Source organism: Rhizobium sp. SG741, assembly GCF_012275435.1.
GTDB lineage: Bacteria > Pseudomonadota > Alphaproteobacteria > Rhizobiales > Rhizobiaceae > Rhizobium > Rhizobium lusitanum.
In genome coordinates, this window is the sequence record NZ_JAAZQP010000004.1 from 262,569 (window position 1) to 285,139 (window position 22,571).

Below are 22,571 nucleotides of genomic sequence, written 5' to 3' on the forward strand. Positions count from 1 at the left end.
TTTCGACCGACATGTCTCCGCGGGAAAGCCTTTTGGAGCTGTCATGCGACTGAATCATCTAGATCTGCACGTTCCCGATGTCGCCGCGACCCGGGATGTTCTTGTCTCCGCGTTCGGCCTGACCGAGGTCGAAACACGTGGCGCAAACGGTCTCGCGATCCTGCGCGACGATGCCGGGCTTGAGCTGGTCATCAGCCGACCAATCGAGAAATTCGGCGGAGCCGATACCGTATCGGTCGGTCGCAACACCTATCATATCGGCTTCATGCTCCCGTCTCGCGAGGCTGTCGATGCACAATACGAGCGGGCGAAGGCGGCTGGCTGCGAGATGGGACAACCGCCTGCCGCGATGCGTGGCGGTTGGTCGTTCTATTGCTTCGCGCCCGGAAAAATTCTCATCGAGGTCGGCTGGCGCAGCAAGTGAACCTGCATGGTAAATCATTTATTATCAATTGATTGCTATCATTAATTGATATCGTTTCGAGCCGATCGGGGGCATGACGCCAGGGATGCACCCGGAGCTCCAGCAGAGCTCGTGACGGCTTTGCGATAGGAAAGTATTGGGAAAAAATAGCGAATCGGAATAAACGGTCCTTCCGCCAATGATAAGCATCACTGGCTAATTTGATTGCGTAACGCTTGGAATTTTGAAGAAATCCGGCTACAACGCATTCTCTTTGTCGATAAGGGCTGTTCTACTGAAACTAGGAGGCACTTGCCGTTGAGGGCGCAACGCAAATTGGGGGCATGTCTTTCGGGACTATTGCTTGTCGGTCTGGCAGCCACGAGCTGCACGACGACGCAGAAGGCAGCACCGAGCTCCCGCAGTTCGACGAAACCCATTCGTCCAGCGAAAGTTACATATAATTACACCGCAAAGGACAGAGACTGTCTCGAGCGAGCAATGTATTTCGAGTCGGAACATTCCGACCATGATGGATATATGGCAGTCGGGACAGTCGTGATGAACAGACTGACGTCCGGCGCCTATCCGAATACGATCTGCGGTATCGTAGCTCAGGAAAGACAGTTCGCGCCCGGAGTGATGGTCAAGGAAGTCAAAGCCCAGGCACAGCCGGACCTTGATCTTGCAGCGACTGCTATTCTGCGAGGAGAGCGACATCCTGGCGTGAAGGACGCGATGTTCTTCCATACCCAGGGTCTGAGATTTCCCTATGATAACATGCACTATGTTGCCATAGCTGGTGGAAACGCCTTCTACGAGAAGCGCGGTCGCGACGGGGAACTGCAGACCCCCGCACCGCTTCCGGCCTATGAAGTTGCGATGAACTACGTGTCCGGGCAGGGCATGTCGGCGACGCAATCTCCGTTCGTTCTGCCGGAGACGCAACCGATGCAGCCAGCACCTTCCGTCGCCACCTTTACGCCGGTATCAAACCCGACTGTCAATTTGCCGACAACGACTACGCTGGTTCCGGCTGAAGTTCCCATTCCAACACCGGCTCCGACTTCCATGTCGATTTCGGCGCCTGTCACAGATGCAAATGCAGTCGCCACTCCGGTACCGACCTCCACCATAGCCGTTCCGCAGCCGCGCCCGAATTTCGACAGCGGCAGCTTTTCCGGCAACTCTCTGAGAATCAGAGGCTAGAGCGTTTTCGCTTTTCTTCGAATCGCGAAAACGCTCTATCTTTTTGTTTCTTTACGCATTCCAGACGGAAAATCGCTTCGCACTTTTCCTGAAAATGCTCTAGCCAATGCCTTTTAGCGGCGCGTACTGTCTTCCGTGATGGACGCGCCGCCCTCCACGGCACCATTTCCCTTCAAATACCTTCGCTCGTCGCATTCGGCAGGATTTGCACGCCATTGATCTTGTAGGCACCATCAGGCTGTCGGGTTATCTGGTAGATCGCCGTCCAGTCTTTGCCGTCGGTGCCTGTGATCAGCACTTCCTGATAGACGACGGCGCCGTTATCGATCGCGCGGCTTTTCCCGAATGCGTAGTTGCCGGGGTGATAGACCGGCTGGTAGGCCTTTTTCACCATGGCAAAAAAAGTATCCTTGTCGGGAAACAGCGCCTTGATGCCCGGCGCTGCGAAGGAATAGGCGGCGGTTGCATCGTTATGCAGGAAAGCGCCTATCTGTTCCTGGATCAGGCTCTGGGCGGTCTGCACCGGGTCTTCCGCGCGCGCTGTCGACGCGAGGATGAGGCAGAGCATGGCGGCTACGGGAAATACACGCATGGGCGATCTCCGGCTATGTCACAGCCAGAATAGCGCGCTTCCCGCCTTCGCGAAAGCGGCTATTGCCAGCGGCGGAACAGCGCGCTGGCATTGACGCCACCGAAGCCAAAGCCATTGGAAATGGCATAGTCCATGGCCATCGGTCGGGCGGTCGTGCCGACCAAATCGATGCCTTCGGCCGACGGATCCGGTTCCTGCAGGTTGCGCGTCGGCGGGGCGATCTGCTCGCGCAGCGCCATGATGGTGAAGATCGCTTCCATGCCGCCGGCGGCTCCTAGCAGATGGCCGGTCGCCGCCTTGGTACCGCTGACCGCAATTGCGCCGTTGCGGCCGAAGACCGTCTTGATAGCCTCCATCTCGCCATGGTCGCCCACCGGCGTCGACGTCGCATGCGCATTGAGATGCTTGACCTCGGCAGGCGAAATCCGTGCCTGCGAAAGAGCCGCGAGCATCGCCCGGCGCGCGCCATCGCCGTCTTCCGGCCCCGCGGTCATGTGGTAGGCGTCGGCGGCAGTGCCGTAACCGACGAGTTCGGCAAGCGGCGTGGCGCCGCGGGCAAGCGCGTGTTCCAGTGTCTCGATGACAAGCATGCCGGCGCCTTCACCCATGACGAAACCGTCACGCGCGCTGTCGAACGGGCGAGAGGCTTCCTCCGGCCGGTTGCTGAAGCCGGTGGAAAGGGCTCTTGCTGCAGCGAAGCCGCCGAGGCTGACCTTATCGATGCAGGCTTCGGCGCCTCCGCAAATGGCAACATCGGCCTCGCCGGAGCGGATCAGCCGAGCCGCATCGCCGATTGCCTGGACGCTTGCCGCGCAGGCCGTGACCGGCGCGCCGAGCGGCCCCTTATATCCATAACGGATGCTGACCTGGCCGGCGGCGAGATTGACGAGGAAGGACGGGATGGTGAAGGGCGACAGCCGCCGGACCCCACGCGTTTCGGCCGTGCGCACTGCATCGGCGATGGCCGGAAAACCGCCGACCCCCGACGCTATGATCGTGGCGGTACGCTCCAGATCGAGAAGCTCCGTCGGCTGCCAGCCGGCCTGAAGGATCGCTTCCTCAGCGGCCGCCATGGCAAAGAGGATGAAGCGATCCATCTTCTTCTGGTCCTTGATCGGCACGTAGCGGTCGACATCGAATCCTGCTTCCGGGTCCTCATCGATGCTCGGAACGATGCCGCCGACCTTGGCGGCGAGATCGCCGACCATCTCCTCGGGCAGCAGCCTCAGACCGGAGCGACCCGCAATCAGCCGCTTCCAACTCGCATTGACGCCGACGCCAAGAGGGGAAACCAGGCCCATGCCGGTTACGACGATACGATCCATGTCTTGCTCCTATTTAATCAGGCGTCGAAGCCTAAAAACCATGCTTTCATCTGGGCGATGCGCTCATGAACGGCGTCATCGGCGGCCGGCCCGGGCACCAATATCGTGTCTTCGGGATGAAATGCGCGGCCGGTTACCCTGTCGATGAGAAGGGGATCCCGATCCTCGCCCGTGTCGGCATCGGCGAGCCGCATGGCGACTTCCTCGGCCGGCAGATACTGATTGCCCCAGGTGAAAAGCGCCATCAGAACCGGAAAGAAGTCGCGCCCCCTAGCGGTCAGTACATATTCGTAGCGTGGCGGTCGCTCATTGTAGAGACGCCGCTCGAACAGGCCTTCATCGGTCAAGTGCTTGAGCCGCCGCGTGAGGATGTTCGGCGCGACGCCGAGATTTCTCTGGAATTCGTCGAACCGGCTCAGCCCCTGAAACGCGTCCCGCAGGATGAGGATGCTCCACCAGTCACCAACGCTCTCAAGCGCACGCGCGGCCGGACATTTGAAGGTGCTGAAGCTTGTTCTCTGCATGGCAAGGCGAATAGCATAAGTAGCTATCATCATGCAAGTTACTGCGAGTGACAAGCGTCCACCGGAATTTGCGTCAGGGCATTTAAAAATAAAAGGAAGCGATCCGGAATCCGTTTTGCGGTCGTTTCAACAAGGCAGCTCTGCGGTAAAGCGTCGGCGATGAAGGTGAGATACTCGGCGTGCTACCCGCAAAAGGGAGCCCCGAGTTCTCAGTACGGAGGCGCCTTGTGCGCGCGCTGTCGTTTTACTGCCTCGGTCCACCAGGAGAGGTCGTCGGCAAAACGGGGAAAAGCTCTCGCAAGGGCATCGCCTCCGCTCCCGAAAGGTTTATTGTCAGCGTCCAATGCTGTCGAGATACTGGCGACGGCAAGGGTGCTTGAGATGACGACCATTCCCATCTCGGAAAGAGTGCCATGCCAGGGGACCGCCGCATGTGCGCCGGAAAGGCGGCCGCCGGAGTAACTGACAATTGCGGCCGGCCGCCAAAACCACTCCTCAAGGTAATGATCAGTCAGGTTTTTTAGACCGGGTTGCATGCCCCAGTTGTATTCGCCTGTGACGAAAACAAAAGCATCGGCGCTCCGAATTTTTGCGGCAAGCCGCTCCATTTCGGGGGGAGCAGAACCTTTGGGGTATTCCTTATACATTCGATCGAGCATCGGCAGTCCAACATCCTTCGCGTCGATCAGTTCCGCATTGTTTCCACGCTGACGAAGGCTGGTTACGATATAATTCGCGAGACGGATGCCGAGGCGATCCGACCGGTAGGAGCCATAGAGAACCAGGATATTGTCGGTCATTGTTGATTATGTCCTCCATAGCCAACTCCGAAATGAAGCAGATGCGAGCCGTGACCACATTCATAGTGGGAAGGCGACGCGCAACATGGGATAAAAAGTGATATAGGTCCAATTCCGGAACTTCGATAGGCGCTCCAACAAAATGGCGCGGCCTTTCAATTCCAATTGATATCGCGACACCGATCGATCCGTCGAGTGGCGGGAGCGCTTGGGAGTGGAACGTCGATCAGAACGACACTGTGATCCAAGTCCACTTTTGAAATTGTCAGGTCTCACAAGACAATCGCAGCACGGCGTTTCCGGGCTTCAAGGATCGGCAATCTGGGATAGCAAAGATGGATGAGAATGAGATTCGAGAGGCGCTCAATCGGCACTGGGCCGCCTCGGACGCAAATGAGTTCGATGTCGAGCACGATATATATCAGGAGAATGCACTGCTCGAGTATCCGCAATCGGGCGAACGCATCAGGGGGCGGAACAACATTCAAGCCTCTCGCATCGCGCAACCCAACGCCAAGCGCTTCAGCGTGCGGCGTATTGTTGGTGCGGGGGACCTCTGGATTACGGAATTCATCCTTACCTATGACAACAGTCCATCCTACTCGGTGAGCATAATGGAATTCCGGGACGGCAAAGTGGCCCGCGAGACCCAGTACTTCGGCGACCCGTTTGCGCCGGGATCCTCGCGAGCGCAATGGGTCGAATGAACGAGATGAGGCGGACTCCTAGGTCTGCGACTCAGCAGGCACCGAAGCCGTCACCTCGTCCTCCGGAATATCGTCGAAGGAGGCGTAGTTGAGGTTGTAGAGCTTCGAATAGAGCTTGCCGTTGGCCATGAGCTGGTTGTGGTTACCGCTTTCGATCAACTGCCCATTTTGCAGCACGATGATGCGGTCAGCCTCGCGGATGGTGGCAAGCCGGTGGGCGATGACGAGGCCGGTGCGGCCTTCGAGCAGCTTGACCAGCGCTTTCTGGATCAGCATTTCGGTGTAGCTGTCGATATTCGCCGTCGCTTCGTCGAGCACCAGAATCTTGGCGTCCGCGACAAGGGCGCGCGCGAAGCTGACGAGCTGGCGCTGCCCGAGCGAAAGCCCGCCGCCGCGTTCGCCGAGAATGGTGTCGTAACCTTCCGGCAGCCGCACGATGAATTCATGTGCGCCGACAGCCTTGGCGGCCTCGATGGCCTCTTCGCGTGTCGCGTCCGCCTTGTTGTAGCGAATGTTCTCCAACACCGAACCGGTGAAGAGGAAAGGTTCCTGCAGCACCATGGCGACCTGTCGGCCAAGCGAATCCTGAGTGAGGGACCGCACGTCGTGACCGCCGACCAACACCTGGCCCTGCTGCACATCATAGAAGCGATGGATAAGCGCCATGGAACTGGACTTGCCCGAGCCTGTGGGACCGATCAGCGCCACGGTCTCTCCGGGATTGACCTTGAAGCTGACGTTCTTCAGCACCGGATGCTCGGCATTGTAGCCGAAGACAACATCACGGAACTCGACCGAGCCGTCCATGTCGCGCGAAAGTTCCTTGGCATCCGGAGCGTCCTTGATGTCGATCGGAACGTCGAGCACTTCGGTCAAGCGCTGGCCGGAAGCCATGGCGCGTTGCATGACCGAATATTGCATGGTCAGCGAACGGATTGGGTCGAAGAAGCGCTGAATATAGAACAGGAAGGCGACCATGATGCCGACATCGAGCCTGTGGTTCAGAACCATCGAGCCGCCGACGATAATAACGATCGCCATCGCCATGCCGGTCAGCGTGTCGACGATCGGCACCATGATCTGGGCATAGCGCGCCGCGGTCAGATGCGCATTGAGATTGGTATGCGCCTTGTCGTCGAAAAGCGAGAAGTTGACCCCTTGCCGATGCATGCCCTGCACGGCGCGCACGCCATGGATCGCCTCCGCCAGGGCGCCGTTGGTAACGGAGTTGGTCTCGTGCGCATTCATGAAGGCGACGCGCGCCTTTGGCAGCCAGAAAAGCCGCACGATGAAGAGGATCGGCATGACGGACAGCGTCAGCAGGCCGAGCCGGAAATCGAGCGACAGCATGACGATGACGATACCGAAGAGCAGGGCGATGTCGCCGACCGAAAGCACGGAAGTTTCAAGGAATTCCTGCATGGAGTTGACGTCGCCTTGCAGGCGCGACATCAGCCGGCCGACCTCGGTCTTGTCCATGAAGGAGAGCGATACGTACTGGAGATGCGCGAACATCGCGCGGCGTATGTCGAACAGCACTTCTTCGGCGACCTGGCCGACATATGTCTCCTGCACGTAGCTCGCACCATAATTGACGATGATCGCCACCGCAAAGATCGCCAGCGCCAGCCACAACGCCGAATAATCGATGGCACCCGGCGCCATCGCATTGTCGATCGCGTGGCGTATGACAAGCGGTATGACGATCTGCGACGCCGTGAACAGCAGCACGGCAATCACGGAAATGTAGATCTGGCGGCGATAGGGGCTGACGAAGGCCCAGATGCGGCGAATGATCTTGGTGTCGAAGACCTTGCCGAAGATTTCCTCTTCGACGCGATGCGAGCCGACCACGGCGCGGGGAGGGCGACGTCCATCCTCGCGCACGTCGTTGCGCTCGGTTTCGATAGTTTCCGACATTGTCAGACCTCCCCTTTCGCTCTTGCGAGCCTGCCGCCGGATGTCTTGACGACATCGTCCTCCGGGCGAACCTGCAGATCGTAAAGCGCCTTGTACCGCCCTCCCGCGGCCAACAGTTGCTCATGGGTTCCGCGCTCGACGATCTCGCCGTTCTCGATGAACAGGATCTGGTCGGCGTGCATCAGTGAACTCAGCCTGTGCGCCACCACCAGCGTTACCCGATCGCGGGCAAAGCGTTTCATGGCGCTGCGGATGCGCTGCTCCGTCGCCGCGTCGATCGCGGCCGTCGAGTCGTCGAACACCATGACAGCCGGTTTCAGCATCAGCGTGCGTGCGATCGTCAGGCGCTGGCGCTGGCCGCCGGAGAGCGACACGCCGCGCTCGCCGACGACAGTGGTGTAGCCGGCAGGCAGGCCGAGAATATAATTGTGTAGTTGGGCCGACTCGGCGGCACGCTCAATCCGGCCTTCTTTCGCCCAGGGGTCGCCATAGGCGATATTGTTCTCGATGCTCGTCGTGAACAGGAAGGAATCCTGCTGCACGACGGCAACGTTCTGTCGTAAGGATTGCAGCGTCGCCTTGCGGATATCCTGGCCGTCGATCGTGATCCGGCCGGAGGTGATGTCGTAGAAACGCGGGATGAGATGGGCGATGGTGGATTTGCCGCTGCCGGGCGGGCCGACGATGCCGATCGTTTCGCCGCGCCTTGCCTCGAAACTGATATTCTTCAGCACCGGCCGCTTTTCCGGACCCGGATAGCTGAAACCGACATTCTCGAAGCGCAGCACACCTTCCGTTACCGCAAGCGGCTTTGCGTCCGGTGCGTCCTTGATGGCGATATCGAGATCGAGCAGCGCAAAGAGGCGCGAGCCGCAGGTCGAGGCGCGGGCGAAGGCATTGACCATCAGCCCGAGCTGGCGCACCGGCATCTGCAGGATGGTCATGAAGGTCAGGAAGGAGGCGAGGGTGCCGACGCTGATCTGGCCCGCGATCACCTTGAGACCGCCCATCCAGAGCACGAGACCCATGGCGATGAAGAAAGAGAGGTTCATCGCGCTGGTGTTGATGACGCGGATGCCGACACGCCGATGGGCGAGGGTCAGCGCACTATGCGATGCCCGGTCGAATTTCAGGATCTCATGCGCCTGCGCAGCAAAGGCGCGCACAACGCGGATGCCGCCAAGATTTTCTTCCATCACGCGTGTGAGTACCGAGAGGCGTTCCTGCAGGTCGAGCCATGTCGAGCGCAGTCTCAGCTGCGTGACAGACGAGCGCCAGGCCACGAAGGGCACGAAGCTCAAGGCAAGCAGGCCGAGCACGACATCCGTCGACAGCAGTATGTAGGCGCCGACGCCGATCAGCATGCTCAGCAGCAGCATGCGCACGAGCGCGGTGGAGAAATACATGCGCACGCCTTCCAGATCGAGCAGTCCGACGGTGATGAGATCGCCGGAATGCATCTTGTCGTGGAAGCTGAAGGAGAGCTGCTGGATCTTTTCGTAGCAGGCGAGCCTGAGCTCGTAGCCCATGTGATGACCGACCGCCTCGCTGTAGTAGTTCTGCACCATCGTGAACAGGCCGCGCAGGATGCTGACCGTGAGCAGGAGCAGGGCGGTCGTCAGGAGTGCATTCTCGGCAATTTGGCCCGCAGCGCCACCGGCGACCGCCGTCTGCGTCTGGTCGACCGCGTGGCCAAGCAGGCGCGGTATCATCAACTGTAACGTTGCAGCTACAAAAGTTGCCCCAATGGCGAAGCTTGTCTGCCATGGATGGCGCAGTGTCATATGGGTGATCCGCACGATCGTCGAGAGACCTTGCCCCCAACCGGCCGCATTGACATGCGCACGCGAAGCCAAGGACTTCGCGGCGCTTCTTGATGAATCGCTGCTCACGCTTTTATCCAGGTATTTTCGAACGAGGCGGTCCCAGAGTCGGGTTCGTATCTCAGGGGAACTATTGATAGGATGAATTTTGCCGATTCCGTGGCGACGTTCAAGAGTCAATTGGTCACAAGTACCGCGCGAACGTTAGATTGCGTGTTCGAAAATTTTTTCGAGGTGTTGTCGGAGCGGTAATCGGCGACACGTCCTTTGGGCACGACCCCAAAAGCACGGAGGACATCATGCGCAAGGTCATAGCAGCGACATTCATCAGCCTTGACGGCGTCATGCAGGCACCCGGCGGTCCACAGGAGGATCCGTCCGGCGGTTTCGAGCATGGCGGCTGGACATTTCATTATTTCGACGAAGCGACCGGCAAGGCGCTTTTCGAGGTTTTTGAAAAGCCGTTCGACCTACTGCTCGGACGCAAGACCTACGATATCTTCGCCGCCCATTGGCCGCATGTCGGCGACGATGATCCCATCGCCAAGCAATTCAACAGGATCACCAAATATGTCGCGACGCGCGGAAGCGGCAAACTGGATTGGAACAACAGCCGATCGCTCGGCAGCGACGTCGTCGCAGCGATCAAGCAATTGAAGGCGGGCGAGGGGCCGGATCTGCTGATCCAGGGCAGCAGCAACCTCATCCAGACTCTGCTTCGCAACGGGCTGATCGACGAATACAGCCTGCTGACCTTTCCGCTTGTGCTTGGCGGCGGCAAGAAACTGTTCGGCGACGGCGCGGTTCCCACAGCAATGAAGCTCCTGCGCAGCCAAATCTCTCCGACCGGTGTCATCATGGCGACTTATAAGCCGGACGGCCCGGTCAAGACGGGCTCGTTCGCCTTGCCGGATCCGTCCGACGACGAGATCGAGCGGCGCAACCGCCTGGAATAACCGTGGAGGCGGGGAGCTCGAAGGGGTGTTTTTCGATCGAGATTAGGCTTCGTGTTCCCGACTGCTTCGGAGTTCGCGAAGGGATTTGATGATTTCACGAAGACCCTTTGTGAGATGCTTATCCCGGCGCAACACTATGCCGAGTTGCCGAACGAGCCTCGGTCTGAGCGGCGAGGTCACCAGCAGGTCGGACTTGTCGCGCCTCAGCGCCATATCCGGGAGGATGGACCACCCGAGGCCGGCGGCGATCAGTTCCTTGATGGCCTCGACGCTTCCAAACTCCATGGCTGGCTCCGGGCGAACCCCAGCCGCCGCGAACCATTCGTTCGTGACGCGACGGGTGTTTCCGCCTTCGTAAAGCAGTAGCGTCTTGTCTTTCATGAAGTCCGCATCCGGTCCGCCTTCCGGTATGACGCTTCCCTTCGGCCCTACGGCTAAAAGCTCGTCATCATGGAACGGTTCGACCTCAAGCGAACGGCCGGCGGCGGGCAGGGCCACCACCGCGAGGTCCAGCGCATTGGCTTCGAGATCGCGCAGAATCTCGTCAATATTGCCGATACGGACGATGATTTCGAGATCAGGCATGCGCTGCTTCGCTATGGCGATGGCGCGGGGTAGCAGATGGATCGATGCCGTACCGCCGCTGCCGATACGCACGCGGCCGACCGATCCGTCGCGAAAAGGCGTCATCGCCTCTTCTGCCATGGTGCAGGCTTCGATGATACGGCGCGCTTGGGGAAGCAGCTCAAGTCCGGCCGGCGACGGCTGCGCCCGCCGTCCGACGCGCTCGATCAGCCTTACCCCGAGGCGCTGCTCCAGAAGCTTCACCTGAAGGCTGACGGCGGGCTGCGTCAGCCCGACCTTGTCGGCAGCCGCCGTGAAGCTGCCAAGATCGACGACGCTGACGAAGGCGGCAAGCTGATCCAGATTGAACATCAGAAGGATTCCTTATGGATTGCATTAAGACCATAAGCTTCCTTCGCAGCAAGCGCCAGTGCATCCTAAACCATGTCCGATGAGACGAGCTTGGGGAATATGCAGATGACAATTGATATCGAAAGATCGACGGCAGTGATGCCAAGCGTGGACAAAGGCAAGCGAAAACCAGGATTCCTGCGGCCGGCACTGGCAGCGCTTTTGTCCTATCTCGAAAAGCGAGAGACAAGAGGCAATCTGCGCGATCTGACCGACGACCAGCTTCGGGATATCGGCGTGACACCCGCGGAAGCGCGTGCCGAAATTAACAAATCCTGGTTCTGGGGCTAGAAGGTCCAAGGCGCCAGAGCCGATGGCCGGGTACCCTGAACAGCAGGATGTTGCGGATTGCTCGATGGAGGAGGGGCCCAGCAGCGATATTTGAGCGAGGTGGATAACCCATTTTTTGTGGCACCGCTCTTTTTTCCGCCATAGATTTGCCCGATCTATCGCCTTCGAAAGCCGACAGTTCATACGCCCCCGGGCGACCGCCTTTCCGTCCGGCCCGCCCATCACAGAGACTGCAGACATTCATGTTCAAGACGACCTCCTTGCTCCTTGCCACGGCGATCTCTTCCGTATTTTTTCTCGGCACCCTTTCGACGGCGGAGGCCGGGCAGGCGAGCTTCCTCGTGGATGTGCAGAGTGGCCAGACGCTGGAGGCATCGAACCAGGATGAGCTGAACTATCCGGCTTCGCTTACGAAGATGATGACGCTCTATCTTGCCTTCGAAGCGCTGCATGACGGCCGCCTGAAGTGGGATCAGAATTTGACCATGTCGGAGAATGCCGAAAGCAAGGAGCCCTTCAAACTGGCGGTCGGCGTCGGTGGCAAGGTCACCGTGCGGGAAGCGGTCCAAGGCATCGTCGTCCTCTCGGCCAATGACGCGGCCGTTGCGATCGGGGAGCAGCTCGGCGGTTCCGAGGACAGCTTCGGCAAGATGATGACCGAAAAGGCGCATCAACTCGGCATGAGCAACACCGTCTTCAAGAACGCCTCCGGCCTGCCCGATCCCGAACAGGTGACGACGGCCCGCGACCTGGCAACGCTCGGCGTCGCGCTGATGCGAGACTTTCCGGAGGAGTTCAAGCTTTTCTCGATGCGCGGCATAAAATTCCGCGGCATGAAACTACGCGGCCATAACAATCTGATGTATCGCTATGCCGGCGCTGATGGCATCAAAACCGGCTACACCGATGCTTCCGGCTACAATCTCGTGACATCTGCGACGAAGAACGGCCGCCGCGTCGTCGGTGTGGTGATGGGCGAGAAGACCGCACGGATTCGCGATGACAAAATGGCAAGCCTTTTAGACACCTATTGGGCTCCGACGGCAACGACGGCCACGGTATCTACGGGTGCCCCAAAGCAGAGCTTGGCGAACTGATTTCTGCTTGCGAGTGATAACCAATTGAAATCATTCGCAAGTCGCACTTCATTCTTGAACCCACCAGGCTACATAGAAAGATCAGATAAGATAGATTATGGAACTAAAATGCGGTTGAGCGAACTACGAGAATTGTAGAATATTCGAACTATTACAGATACTTAGAAAGGTTTCCGAGAGTCGACTTCAGTCCCTCGTCGTGGTCTTCCTTGCAAATGCCGGATCGTCCGATTGAAAATCCACTGCCTGGACGATGCGGACGTCAGGAACGATTTCCAGGAACCGCCCGGAAACGATGTCGGTGTGCTCGGAGGTTTTACCGCGTGTTGAATGATCCGGTGCGTTATATGTGAGCGCCAGCCGATAGCTTCCGCCTTCACGAGGGTCGAATGCGTGGATCTGTCCCGTCATGCCTTGCGGCGGAAGCCAGGAGATCAAGGCAGAGCCGGATCGACGAATGCCTGAAAGATCGCGTGCGGCGAAGCTCGGATCACTCTCGATGCCGTGTCCGTTCTCTTCTTGCTTGAAGCGTCGCTCACTGCGTCCTCCTTGTCATGCACCGCTACAGCGATCCGCGCGTGACCCAAGTGACGATTATTGCATCATCAGCTTGCCTTGATGCGGATCACCTTTGCCGCGATCTTCTCGGCAAGCAGCTTCGGATTGCAGGCAAATATGCTGTCTGGCCGTCCGGCCGCGCACCAGACCTGATCATAGGCCAAGAGGCTTTCATCGACGAAAACAGGCAGCTCGACGAGATGACCGATCGGCGCGACGCCGCCGATGGCGAAGCCTGTTTCGTCGCGAACGCGGTCGATATCGGCGCGTTTCAGGCGTATCCCGTAAGTCGCCGCGATATAGGCCGTATCGGCGTTGTGCGCGCCGGAGACGAGAAGCAATGTCAGGCCGTGCGTATCGGCATTGACGAAGACCAGTGACTTGACGATCTGGCCAACGGCGCATCCGGCTGCCTTGGCGGCCTCTTCGGCTGTCCGCGTCGGTTGATCCATGCGCTTGATCGAGATATCCAGACCCAGATTGCGCGCCGCAAGCTCGACGCGTTCCAGGCTCGAAAGCTTCCTGCTGTCTTCGCTCATAGATCGTCATCCTCCACGTCGAGTTCGATCTGCATTTGATCGTAGGCCGGCTCGACATGATCGGGCGTTTCCGCCAGCACGGTTTCATAATCGAGCGGCGTATGCATATGGGTCAAGATAGCATGCTTCGGCCGCAGCCGTTCGATCCAGGCGAGCGATTGCTCCAGCGACAGGTGGCTTGGATGAAACCGATACTGCAAGGCATCGATGATCAGGACGTCGAGATCTTGAACTCTTTCAACGGATTCTGCCGGGAAATCACTGATATCGCTGCAATAAGCAAGGTTGCCGATGCGAAAGCCGAGCGAGTGGATATCGCCATGCAGCTGCTTGTGCGGCCAGAAGCGGATCGGACCGCCTGCCCCTTCGATCGTGAAGCTCTTGTCGAGGCTTTCAATCAGGACCGGCCGGACGATCGGCGGATAGCTGCTGCCGGGCGGCGTTTCCAGGCAATAGCGGAAGCCCTCGCGAATGCGATCCATGGTCGGCGGATCGGCATAGATCGGGATCCGCTCGTGGGAATTATGAAAGAAGCCGCGCAGATCGTCGATGCCGTGAATATGGTCGGCATGAGCATGGGTATAAAGCACGGCATCGACGGAGCTGACGCCGGCATGGATCATCTGCTCGCGGAAATCCGGACCCGTATCGATGACGACGGTCGTGATGCCGCCATCCGGTGCGATTTGTTCAACGAGAAAAGCCGCGCGCGTGCGGCGGTTCTTCGCGTTTTTCGGATCGCAGGCACCCCAGTCGCCGGTGATGCGCGGCACGCCCGGCGACGAGGAACAACCCAATATGGTGAAGCGCCGCCGGTATGTCACGCTGTCAGACCCTTGTCATCTTCGAGAAGCAGCGGAAGGCATTCGCCGTGGTGATTTCGGCGATCTCGTCCATACTGACGCCGATCGTCTCCGCCAATACCTCGGCTGTGTTGACGACATAGGACGGTTCGTTGCGCTTGCCGCGCCAGCGCTTCGGCGCGAGATACGGCGCGTCGGTCTCGACCAGAAGCCGATCATGCGGGATCGTCTTGGCGATGTCGCGCAGCTCTTCCGACTTCGGGAAGGTCAGGATACCGGAGAATGAGATATAGCCGCCAAGCTCGACGCCCGTCCGGGCAAGGGCAGGGCCGGCCGAAAAGCAATGGAGGATGAACGGAAAGGCCCCCTTCCCTGTTTCCTCCGTCAGGATCGCGGCCATGTCCTCGTCGGCGCTGCGGCTGTGAATGACAAGCGGCAGCTGCGTTTCGCGGGCAGCCGCGATATGGCGCAGGAAGCCGGTCTTCTGGTCTTCGGGCTTGACGGTATCGTAGAAATAATCGAGCCCGGCCTCGCCGATCGCGACGATCTTTTCATGCTGGTTTGCCAGCCGGACGAGATCTTCGGTCTGGATATCAAGTTCCTGATCGGCACTGTTTGGATGCGTGCCGACCGAACAGAAAACCGATGGGTAGCGCTCGGTGAGCGCTAACAGCCCATCGAGCTTTCGGACCTTGGTCGAGATCGTGACCATCTGCTTGACGCCCATTTCGTGGGCACGCGAGACGATCGCGTCACGCTCCGCCTCGAAGTCGGCAAAATCCAGGTGGCAATGCGTATCGATCAGCATGGAAAACCTATTCGACGGTCGGCGCGACATAGCGCGGGAAGACCGGCTTGGGGGCTTCCAGCGGCGTTCCCGCAACGAGGCGGCCTGCCTCGCCGAGCGCTGCGAAATCACGCTTGTCTGAGGGAATGGCGATGAGATCCAGCAGCTTGGCGGCCGAATCCGGCATGAATGGCTGCAGCAGAATGCCGATCTGGCGCACGACGTCGGCCGTGACATAGAGCACGGTCGCCATGCGAGCCGGGTCGGTCTTCTTCAGCGCCCAAGGCTCCTGGCTTGCAAAATAGCGGTCCGTCTCCGAAACGACGGCGATAATAGACGCCAGCGCGCGGTGGATGAGCTGCTTGCCCATATCTTCGCGGGTCGAGGCCAGCAACGCGTCGGCTTGCGCGAGAAGAGCCTTATCCTCGTCGGTCAGCGGGCCGCATTCGGGAATCTGCCCGTCGCAGTTCTTGACGATCATCGACAGCGAGCGGCTGGCGAGATTGCCGATGCCGTTGGCGAGGTCGGAGTTGATACGCGTGCCGATTGCCTCTTCGCTATAGCTTCCGTCCTGGCCGAAGGAGACTTCGCGCAGGAAGAAATAGCGCACCTGGTCGAGACCGAAATGGTTTACGAGGTTGACCGGATCGACGACGTTGCCGAGCGACTTCGACATCTTCTCGCCTTTGTTGAGCAGGAAGCCGTGGGCATAGACGCGCTTCGGCAGCGGCAGCTTTGCCGACATCAGGAAGGCTGGCCAGTAGACGGCGTGGAAGCGGATGATGTCCTTGCCGATGATGTGCACGTCGGCCGGCCAGTATTTCGCCCGCGGATTGTTGCGGTCCTCGATGTAGCCGGTGGCGGTAATGTAGTTCGTCAGCGCATCGACCCAGACATACATGACGTGCGCCGGATCATTTGGCACCTTGATGCCCCAGTCGAACGTGGTGCGCGAGACCGACAGATCCTTCAGGCCGGATTTTACAAAGGAAATCACCTCGTTGCGGCGCTCTGCCGGACCGATGAAGTCGGGGTTTTCCTCATAGAGCTTCAGCAGCCGGTCCTGATATTCGGAGAGCTTGAAGAAATAGCTTTCCTCCTGCACCCATTCGACCGGCGTGCCCTGAGGCCCGTAGCGCACGCCGTCGGCGCGCAGCTCGGTTTCGTTTTCCTGGTAGTAGGCTTCGTCGCGAACCGAATACCAGCCGGCGTAGGAATCCTTGTAGATGTCGCCGGCATCAGCCATCAGGTTCCAGATGTTCTGAGAGGTCTCGTGGTGCCGCGGCTGGGTCGTGCGGATGAAGTCGTCGTTGGACGCATTCAGCAGCTTGCCCATCGCCTGGAATTCGTCGGAATTGCGGTTGGCGAGCTGCTGCGGCGTCAGGCCCTCGGCGCGCGCCGTCTGCTGCATCTTCTGGCCATGCTCATCCGTACCCGTCAGGAAAAACACGTCGCGCCCATCCAGGCGCTGGAATCGCGCCAGGGCATCGGTGGCAATCAGCTCATAGGCATGGCCGATATGCGGCTTGCCATTGGGATAGGCGATTGCGGTGGTGATGTAGAACGGGGTCTTTTCGGTCATGTCAGGCAGGGATCCGCTTTTACGGTTGCATCTCTGTTATTCTTGGCTCCGCTCGCTTTAGCGCATGTTTGCCGGGAGCGAAACACCAAGTTTCGCGCGCGCAGCATTCGGAACTCCAGAAGCGTGCCTTGCTTGACAGGGTCCCGCCTCGGCTTTACCCCTTCGAGGAACCAAAGCGCAGGACAGAGATCATCGTGAATTTCATTGATTTTTTTAGCAGCCTGTCCAACGGCTTTATAGGGCCGTGGTTTTGAGTTTGATCACTTCCTTTCAACCACTCTATTCCCTTTCCGGCTTCTTCGTCGGCATGCTGGTCGGCATTACCGGCGTTGGCGGCGGGTCGTTGATGACACCGTTGCTGGTGCTGCTGTTCGGCGTGCATCCGGCGACCGCCGTTGGCACCGACCTGCTCTATGCCGCAATTACGAAAACGGCGGGAACAGCCGTCCACGGCATGCATGGACGCGTCAATTGGAGAGTGGTCAGCCTATTGGCCTCGGGCAGCGTCCCGGCAGCACTGGCCATGCTCTGGATCATGGCCGGCGTCAATCGCGAGAGCCCAGCGGTCGCCCACACCATCACCCTGTCTCTCGGTTGTCTTCTGTTGCTGACGGCGCTCATGCTGATCTTCCGTGGGCAGATACTGAATGCCATACGGAAATGGCGCGGCGAGCGCGGCACGCTCACGCCGCGCACCATCGCCTTGCTGACCGTCACTCTCGGCCTCCTGCTCGGAATACTCGTCACGATGACATCGGTCGGCGCCGGTGCGCTCGGGGTCACCGTGCTGCTGGTGCTTTATCCGCAAACGGACGTCCGCGAGATCGTCGGCTCGGACATCGTGCATGCGGTGCCGCTGACCCTGATCGGCGGCATGGGATACTGGTTCATCGGCGAGATCAACTGGACCATGCTGTTTGCGCTGCTCGTCGGGTCCATTCCCGGCATCGTCGCCGGCAGCCTGCTGGCGCCGCGTCTGCACGAGCGATCCGTCCGCATCATTCTCGCCGTCACGCTGACGATCGTCGCCTGGAAGCTTATCTTTCCTTGAGGCAATTCCATCGCCTTCAGATCGCAGGGTTTGCCGTCCGCGCTTCCATGAGAAGCCAATTTGCAAAAACCTGTATTGGGCCGTCACTCAATCGGATCGGCTCCGGCAGGATGAGGCAGAAGGTTTTGGAGATCGACTGACCGTCAGGCCAAGGCGCAATCAAGCGACCTTCCGCCAATTCTGTTTCAACATAGAGGCGCGGCACCAGCGCGACGCCGAGCCCCGCTAGCGCGGCCTCAATCAGCATGACATGCAGATCATAACGGGGACCGATCGTAGGATTGGTCAATACGATCCCTGTCTCCTGTGCATAGCGTTGCCAGGCATCCGGGTTTTGGCGTCGATGGAGGCGCGGCAGTTCATTAAGCGATACCCTGCCCTCACCTCGATCGAGAAGCGCCGGATGGCAAACAGGAACCAAGGTTTCATGCAGCAGTCGGTGTGTTCTCATTCCGGTCCACGCAGGATGCTCGAAATGGATCGCAGCGTCGAAACCGCTTCCCGCAAGGACAAAAGGCTCCATCCGCTCGGCAAGATGCACGATAATATTCGGGTGCTTTTCCCGAAAATGCATCAAACGGGGGATGAGCCAGCGAGCGGCGAAAGTCGGGATGGTGGCGATGTCGATACTCCCGCCGTCGCTCGGCTCACCCATCAGATATTGACTGTCACGTTCCAGCCGATCCAGCGACTCACGAACCTGAATTGCATAACGTTCTCCATTGGGCAAAAGCCGAACGCGATTGCCGACGCGCTCGAACAACGTGACGCCGAGGAAAGCTTCGAGCCGGCCTATCTGGCGGCTGATCGCCCCTTCGGTCAGGGCCAATTCGTCGGCAGCGCGAGCGAAGCTTCCGTGACGAGCCGATGCCTCGAACGCCATGAGTGCGGAATTGCTTGGAATCTTACGGCGCATGAGTGGTTCCTGACATGATGGCTCGGCACACGATCCGCCGTTACCTTGATATTAAATCACTGAAGCATGACCCGATGTTGATATATTGGCCGTGATCGGCAGTTTATCATGATCAAATATCAATGAGAAACAAGATCGGAAGCCGGTGCAACGGTCGGAGGTGATACGATGATCTATACGGTAGAATGCAGCTTTGCCGATCCACACAGCGAAGCGGAATGGAATGAGTTCTATAGTCTGGACAAACTGCCAGCCCTCATTTCAGTGAGCGGTTTCCAAACCTCGCAGCGTTTCAAGGCGTTGAGCCGCGGCTGCCCCGTCTATCTCGCCATTCATTCGATCGACGGCCTCGATGTTCTGACGGGTGAAAAATATCGCAAAAAGGGCGGCGGCAATTTCGCGCGCTGGCAGCAGCACATCACTGACTGGCACCGAAACCTTTATGATGGCGTCGAGCGGGCGCCAGCAATCGATGAGGGCGAATATCTGGCGTTGAGCGCAAAGGGCCCCGAGCCTCTGATCCGGTTAGGCCTCGCTCCACAGGCGATGCAGGCGGTCGCTATGGAAAAGTTCCCCGAATACCGCTGGCTCGCCAAGGTGGAGCGCACCAAGACGCCTGACCTCGAGCGTCTGCCGGAAGACGTCCACATTTATGAGCCGATGACGACGCAGTTGACGAACGGCAACGGCGGCGCCTTCGCGAAGCCTCGGTAAGTGCCGATGCCGAATGTCACGATATTCATCCCCGCAGATAGGATGCCGCCGGACGGAGCACTCGCGGCCCTCGCGGAGCAATGCACCGAACTCTGCACGGGCATCCTACGGGCCGCATTGGTCAGTGTGCATGTTATCTATGTCGCTGTTCGGCATGGGCGAGGTCACCCCGTCTTTGCAGAAATCCAATATCGCCTTGAACCCTTTCGGTCGCCGCCGGTGATGGAGCGGTTCATGGAAGGCCTGGATGAAGCCATCAGGCGCAATCTCGACCTCACCGCGCGCATCCGTTGCTTTGGTTATGCAGCGTCGAGCATCTACGCACGAAATTGAGCTGACGCTCAGAGAGAACCGATGACAGATATTCCCAGCCAGCAGGTCGGCGACTTAACAATCACGGCCATCAGCGATGGCTATCTCGCCGGCAGCCTCGACCTGCTCTCGAATATCGCCCCGGCAGATGCCTCACACATGCAGGAGAAGGCGGGCGTGAAGGATCATGCCGCGATCCACATCAGCTGCTACCTGGTGCGTGGCGGTGGTCGCACTATCCTGATCGACGCGGGAGGGGGTGGCTTCAAACAGTGGGGTGGTCGGCTGAAGGCCAATCTCGCGCTGGCCGGCGTCCAGCCTTCCGGGATCGACACGATCCTGTTGACACATGCCCATCCCGATCATGTCGGAGGGCTGGTGAGCGCTTCAGGAGAAGCCGCCTTTCCGAATGCCGAGCTTGTTGCCCACCATCGGGAAATCGCATTCTGGCAGGATGACGGCAATCTGAGCCGCGCCTCCGGTCGCGCCCGTGGCAACTTCTTCCTGGCGCGTCAGGCGTTCGACGGCTATCGCGCCAGACTGCGCACCTTCGATGCCGGTGAGGTGCTTCCCGGCGTGACGGCGATGCCGCTGCCGGGCCACACGGTCGGGCACACCGGTTATCGTCTCGAATCTTGCGACCGGAATCTGCTGGTCTGGGGAGATGTTGTCCATTTCCCCCAGATTCAGGTTCCGCGACCGGATGTGTCGATCGCGTTCGATCAGGATTCACATCTCGCTGCGGCCACACGGTCGAGGTTGCTGGATCTCGTCAACTCCGAAAGGTTGCTGATCGCCGGTATGCACCTCGGCGAACTCGGTTTTGCGCACATCGAGCGGGCGGACGGAAGCTATCGCGTCATCTATGCTCAGCTAACTTAAGCCGAAAGCTGCTGCTTAAGTTCACCGAGGACTGTAATGAGCGTCTGCTTGCGATCGAGATTGTAGGCCTGCGAGATATTGAGCCGTTCGGTGGTCTCGGAGTGGAGACGGGCCAATCTCTCCGCCGTGCCGATATATCCGCCAAGTGCGGCGGCCCTTGCGCGATCTGCGATATCATCGCCGATATGGGATATGAAGAAGCCGAAGATCGTGTCGCTGTCCTTGCCCGAAAGCGCATCGGCTAGGCGGTGCATCGCCTTGCGGGCCGCCGGTCCATCCACCGAGAGAACCTGCCGATAGGCATCGATGATGTCTCCGCCGCCATAATTCAGCAGCTTGAGCGCCTCGCTGACGCTGCCCTTGGCCGCCGGGAGCAATTCACTCCCCTTCCCGGCCGGCACGCCGAGATTCTCGAGCGCCGAGCGCAAAGCCTCGTCTCCGAGCGGCGCTAGTTTCAGTGGCAGGCAGCGCGAACGGATCGTCGGCAGAAGCCTGCCCGGCGCATGCGACAGGACGAGGAACAGCGCCCGCTTCGGCGGCTCCTCGAGAATTTTCAGGATGGCGTTGGCGGCGTTGCGGTTGAGGTCGTCGGCTGGATCGATGATGACGATCCGCCAGTTGCCGGTGCCGGAGGTCTGCGAAAAGAACTTTCCGGCGCGACGCACCTCATCCACCGTGATTGCGGATTTCACCTTGCCGGTCTTGTCGTCGATGGGACGGGAGAGATGCAGCAGATTGTGGGATGCCCCGCCGGAAATCTGACGGCTGATGGCCGAGGACGGATCGGGATCTCCGATCGTCTCGGGCGCGGATGCCGGGTCGGGATGGGACAGGACATGATTGGCGAAACGAAAGGCGAGCGTCGCCTTGCCTATCCCCTCGGGTCCCTCGATCAACACGGCATGATGACCCTTGCCGGAGCGATAGGATTGCGCCAGGAAGGCTTCCGCCTCCTCATGGCCGAAGAGCCTGGGATTGTCCTGTGGAGGGATCGCGCCGTCGAGAACGCCGGGCCGTTCCTCGCTCATTGCGCCGCTTCCGATCTCGCAGAAGAGATATTGGCGGCGGGCCCGAGCCGCCTGTCGACGATCGCGGCGATGTCCTCTGCAATCTCGTCTTCCGAGCGGAGCGCGTCGACGACGTGGCAGCGATCCGGTTCGCGCGCGGCGATATCGAGAAAGGCCTCCCGGCGTTTCTCATGGGTCTGCATCTCTTCCTTTTCGAAGCGATCCGGCGCTGTGACGGCAGAGGCGCGCTTGCGCGCGCGCTCAAGCCCGATCTCGGCGGGAATGTCGAGGATCAGCGTGCAATCGGGAATAACGCCATTGACGGCAACCCTTTGCAACGCCTCGATATAATCGGCTTCGAGATTGCCGGTTACGCCCTGATAGACGCGCGACGAGTCCATGAAACGATCGCAAAGGACGATGGTGCCGCGCGCCAGCGCCGGGCGAATGACTTCCTCGACATGATCGTTGCGCGCAGCGGCAAAGAGGATGGCCTCCATGCGCGTGCCGAACATCTCTGCGGCCCCGGAGAGCAGCACATGGCGGACGGATTCGGCACCCGGGGAGCCGCCCGGCTCGCGCGTGACCAGCACGTCATGGCCGAGCTCGCGCAACCGTTCGGCCAACCGGCGGATCTGGGTGGATTTCCCGGCCCCTTCCCCGCCTTCGAAGCTTACGAATAATCCGTTTGCATCAGCCAATGATCATGTCCTGCACTTTTCGCCTGCCGTCCGCTCGGCACGCGATACGTCTCTTGTTTAACCCAAGACATGCCGGGGTGGAACCGTGCATGTATCG

At 59.5% G+C, this 22,571-nt stretch carries 25 protein-coding genes; 10 read left to right on the plus strand and 15 right to left on the minus strand.

What is annotated here, in order from left to right:
- The first annotated feature begins 43 nt into the window (after positions 1 to 43).
- The gene (locus FHT29_RS12775; protein ID WP_168599726.1) at positions 44 to 424 is read left to right on the plus strand and encodes a VOC family protein; all 381 of its coding nucleotides are present in this window, start codon (positions 44 to 46) and stop codon (positions 422 to 424) included.
- Between the two features lie 297 nt (positions 425 to 721).
- Positions 722 to 1,612: a cell wall hydrolase gene (locus FHT29_RS12780; protein WP_092573729.1), complete on the plus strand. Its 891-nt coding sequence runs from the start codon at positions 722 to 724 to the stop codon at positions 1,610 to 1,612.
- Between the two features lie 172 nt (positions 1,613 to 1,784).
- Here the strand turns inward: FHT29_RS12780 and FHT29_RS12785 are convergent, their stop codons facing one another.
- The 4 genes from FHT29_RS12785 to FHT29_RS12800 form a co-directional block, all read right to left on the minus strand.
- Complete coding sequence (locus FHT29_RS12785; RefSeq protein WP_092573730.1) at positions 1,785 to 2,204, minus strand: DUF4864 domain-containing protein; 420 nt, start codon at positions 2,202 to 2,204, stop codon at positions 1,785 to 1,787.
- 59 nt (positions 2,205 to 2,263) lie between these two features.
- Positions 2,264 to 3,529: a beta-ketoacyl-ACP synthase II gene (gene fabF, locus FHT29_RS12790; protein ID WP_168599727.1), complete on the minus strand. Its 1,266-nt coding sequence runs from the start codon at positions 3,527 to 3,529 to the stop codon at positions 2,264 to 2,266.
- A gap of 17 nt (positions 3,530 to 3,546) precedes the next feature.
- Positions 3,547 to 4,053, minus strand: a complete 507-nt coding sequence (locus tag FHT29_RS12795; RefSeq protein ID WP_092573731.1) for a helix-turn-helix domain-containing protein — start codon at positions 4,051 to 4,053, stop codon at positions 3,547 to 3,549.
- A gap of 209 nt (positions 4,054 to 4,262) precedes the next feature.
- Positions 4,263 to 4,853 (minus strand): NADPH-dependent FMN reductase, encoded by a 591-nt coding sequence (locus FHT29_RS12800; RefSeq protein ID WP_037202104.1) that lies wholly within the window; start codon positions 4,851 to 4,853, stop codon positions 4,263 to 4,265.
- 335 nt (positions 4,854 to 5,188) lie between these two features.
- On the opposite strand from FHT29_RS12800, the gene FHT29_RS12805 reads away from it, so the two are divergent.
- Positions 5,189 to 5,560 (plus strand): nuclear transport factor 2 family protein, encoded by a 372-nt coding sequence (locus FHT29_RS12805; protein ID WP_168599728.1) that lies wholly within the window; start codon positions 5,189 to 5,191, stop codon positions 5,558 to 5,560.
- Between the two features lie 18 nt (positions 5,561 to 5,578).
- On the opposite strand, the gene FHT29_RS12810 is transcribed toward FHT29_RS12805, so the two are convergent.
- Together FHT29_RS12810 and FHT29_RS12815 are read right to left on the minus strand one after the other, a co-directional pair.
- Positions 5,579 to 7,480 carry an ABC transporter ATP-binding protein gene (locus FHT29_RS12810; RefSeq protein ID WP_168599729.1) on the minus strand — a complete coding sequence of 634 codons (1,902 nt, stop codon included), beginning with the start codon at positions 7,478 to 7,480 and terminating at the stop codon, positions 5,579 to 5,581.
- 2 nt (positions 7,481 to 7,482) lie between these two features.
- Complete coding sequence (locus FHT29_RS12815) at positions 7,483 to 9,372, minus strand: ABC transporter ATP-binding protein (protein WP_168599730.1); 1,890 nt, start codon at positions 9,370 to 9,372, stop codon at positions 7,483 to 7,485.
- 230 nt (positions 9,373 to 9,602) lie between these two features.
- On the opposite strand from FHT29_RS12815, the gene FHT29_RS12820 reads away from it, so the two are divergent.
- Positions 9,603 to 10,259, plus strand: coding sequence for a dihydrofolate reductase family protein (locus tag FHT29_RS12820; protein WP_047561776.1), 657 nt, complete (start codon positions 9,603 to 9,605; stop codon positions 10,257 to 10,259).
- A gap of 42 nt (positions 10,260 to 10,301) precedes the next feature.
- On the opposite strand, the gene FHT29_RS12825 is transcribed toward FHT29_RS12820, so the two are convergent.
- Positions 10,302 to 11,195 (minus strand): LysR family transcriptional regulator, encoded by an 894-nt coding sequence (locus FHT29_RS12825; protein ID WP_047561777.1) that lies wholly within the window; start codon positions 11,193 to 11,195, stop codon positions 10,302 to 10,304.
- Positions 11,196 to 11,333: 138 nt separating this feature from the next.
- Here FHT29_RS12825 and FHT29_RS12830 point away from each other — a divergent pair, with 138 nt between their 5' ends.
- Together FHT29_RS12830 and FHT29_RS12835 are read left to right on the plus strand one after the other, a co-directional pair.
- Positions 11,334 to 11,525, plus strand: a complete 192-nt coding sequence (locus FHT29_RS12830; protein WP_246703033.1) for a DUF1127 domain-containing protein — start codon at positions 11,334 to 11,336, stop codon at positions 11,523 to 11,525.
- 242 nt (positions 11,526 to 11,767) lie between these two features.
- Positions 11,768 to 12,622 carry a D-alanyl-D-alanine carboxypeptidase family protein gene (locus FHT29_RS12835; protein ID WP_047561779.1) on the plus strand — a complete coding sequence of 285 codons (855 nt, stop codon included), beginning with the start codon at positions 11,768 to 11,770 and terminating at the stop codon, positions 12,620 to 12,622.
- A 186-nt stretch (positions 12,623 to 12,808) separates the two neighbouring features.
- Here FHT29_RS12835 and FHT29_RS34465 read toward each other — a convergent pair whose 3' ends face one another.
- From FHT29_RS34465 to metG, 5 genes are all read right to left on the minus strand, one after another.
- Positions 12,809 to 13,033: a hypothetical protein gene (locus FHT29_RS34465; protein ID WP_246703034.1), complete on the minus strand. Its 225-nt coding sequence runs from the start codon at positions 13,031 to 13,033 to the stop codon at positions 12,809 to 12,811.
- A gap of 194 nt (positions 13,034 to 13,227) precedes the next feature.
- Positions 13,228 to 13,719 carry a YbaK/EbsC family protein gene (locus FHT29_RS12845; protein ID WP_047556756.1) on the minus strand — a complete coding sequence of 164 codons (492 nt, stop codon included), beginning with the start codon at positions 13,717 to 13,719 and terminating at the stop codon, positions 13,228 to 13,230.
- Entirely contained in the window at positions 13,716 to 14,543 is an 828-nt protein-coding gene (locus tag FHT29_RS12850; protein ID WP_047556754.1) for an MBL fold metallo-hydrolase, read from the minus strand. Before FHT29_RS12850 ends, FHT29_RS12845 begins: the two co-directional genes overlap by 4 nt.
- Before the next feature lie 4 nt (positions 14,544 to 14,547).
- Positions 14,548 to 15,330 (minus strand): TatD family hydrolase, encoded by a 783-nt coding sequence (locus FHT29_RS12855; protein ID WP_047556752.1) that lies wholly within the window; start codon positions 15,328 to 15,330, stop codon positions 14,548 to 14,550.
- A gap of 7 nt (positions 15,331 to 15,337) precedes the next feature.
- Positions 15,338 to 16,891 carry a methionine--tRNA ligase gene (metG, locus tag FHT29_RS12860; protein WP_047556750.1) on the minus strand — a complete coding sequence of 518 codons (1,554 nt, stop codon included), beginning with the start codon at positions 16,889 to 16,891 and terminating at the stop codon, positions 15,338 to 15,340.
- Positions 16,892 to 17,141: 250 nt separating this feature from the next.
- On the opposite strand from metG, the gene FHT29_RS12865 reads away from it, so the two are divergent.
- Entirely contained in the window at positions 17,142 to 17,942 is an 801-nt protein-coding gene (locus tag FHT29_RS12865; protein ID WP_037202813.1) for a sulfite exporter TauE/SafE family protein, read from the plus strand.
- 16 nt (positions 17,943 to 17,958) lie between these two features.
- Here FHT29_RS12865 and FHT29_RS12870 read toward each other — a convergent pair whose 3' ends face one another.
- Entirely contained in the window at positions 17,959 to 18,858 is a 900-nt protein-coding gene (locus FHT29_RS12870; RefSeq protein ID WP_037202137.1) for a LysR substrate-binding domain-containing protein, read from the minus strand.
- Between the two features lie 168 nt (positions 18,859 to 19,026).
- Here FHT29_RS12870 and FHT29_RS12875 point away from each other — a divergent pair, with 168 nt between their 5' ends.
- Genes FHT29_RS12875 through FHT29_RS12885 form a run of 3 tightly spaced genes read left to right on the plus strand, consistent with a single transcriptional unit; the run spans position 19,027 to position 20,766 of the window.
- Positions 19,027 to 19,572: a hypothetical protein gene (locus tag FHT29_RS12875; RefSeq protein WP_037202140.1), complete on the plus strand. Its 546-nt coding sequence runs from the start codon at positions 19,027 to 19,029 to the stop codon at positions 19,570 to 19,572.
- Positions 19,573 to 19,578: 6 nt separating this feature from the next.
- Positions 19,579 to 19,905: a hypothetical protein gene (locus FHT29_RS12880; protein ID WP_037202814.1), complete on the plus strand. Its 327-nt coding sequence runs from the start codon at positions 19,579 to 19,581 to the stop codon at positions 19,903 to 19,905.
- Positions 19,906 to 19,926: 21 nt separating this feature from the next.
- Positions 19,927 to 20,766 carry an MBL fold metallo-hydrolase gene (locus tag FHT29_RS12885; protein WP_047556747.1) on the plus strand — a complete coding sequence of 280 codons (840 nt, stop codon included), beginning with the start codon at positions 19,927 to 19,929 and terminating at the stop codon, positions 20,764 to 20,766.
- On the opposite strand, the gene FHT29_RS12890 is transcribed toward FHT29_RS12885, so the two are convergent.
- Entirely contained in the window at positions 20,763 to 21,794 is a 1,032-nt protein-coding gene (locus FHT29_RS12890) for a DNA polymerase III subunit delta' (protein ID WP_168599731.1), read from the minus strand. The two genes, FHT29_RS12885 and FHT29_RS12890, sit on opposite strands and share 4 nt — an antisense overlap.
- Positions 21,791 to 22,474, minus strand: coding sequence for a dTMP kinase (gene tmk / locus FHT29_RS12895; protein ID WP_037202146.1), 684 nt, complete (start codon positions 22,472 to 22,474; stop codon positions 21,791 to 21,793). The genes FHT29_RS12890 and tmk overlap by 4 nt, the downstream gene beginning before the upstream one ends.
- Positions 22,475 to 22,571: the final 97 nt, after the last annotated feature.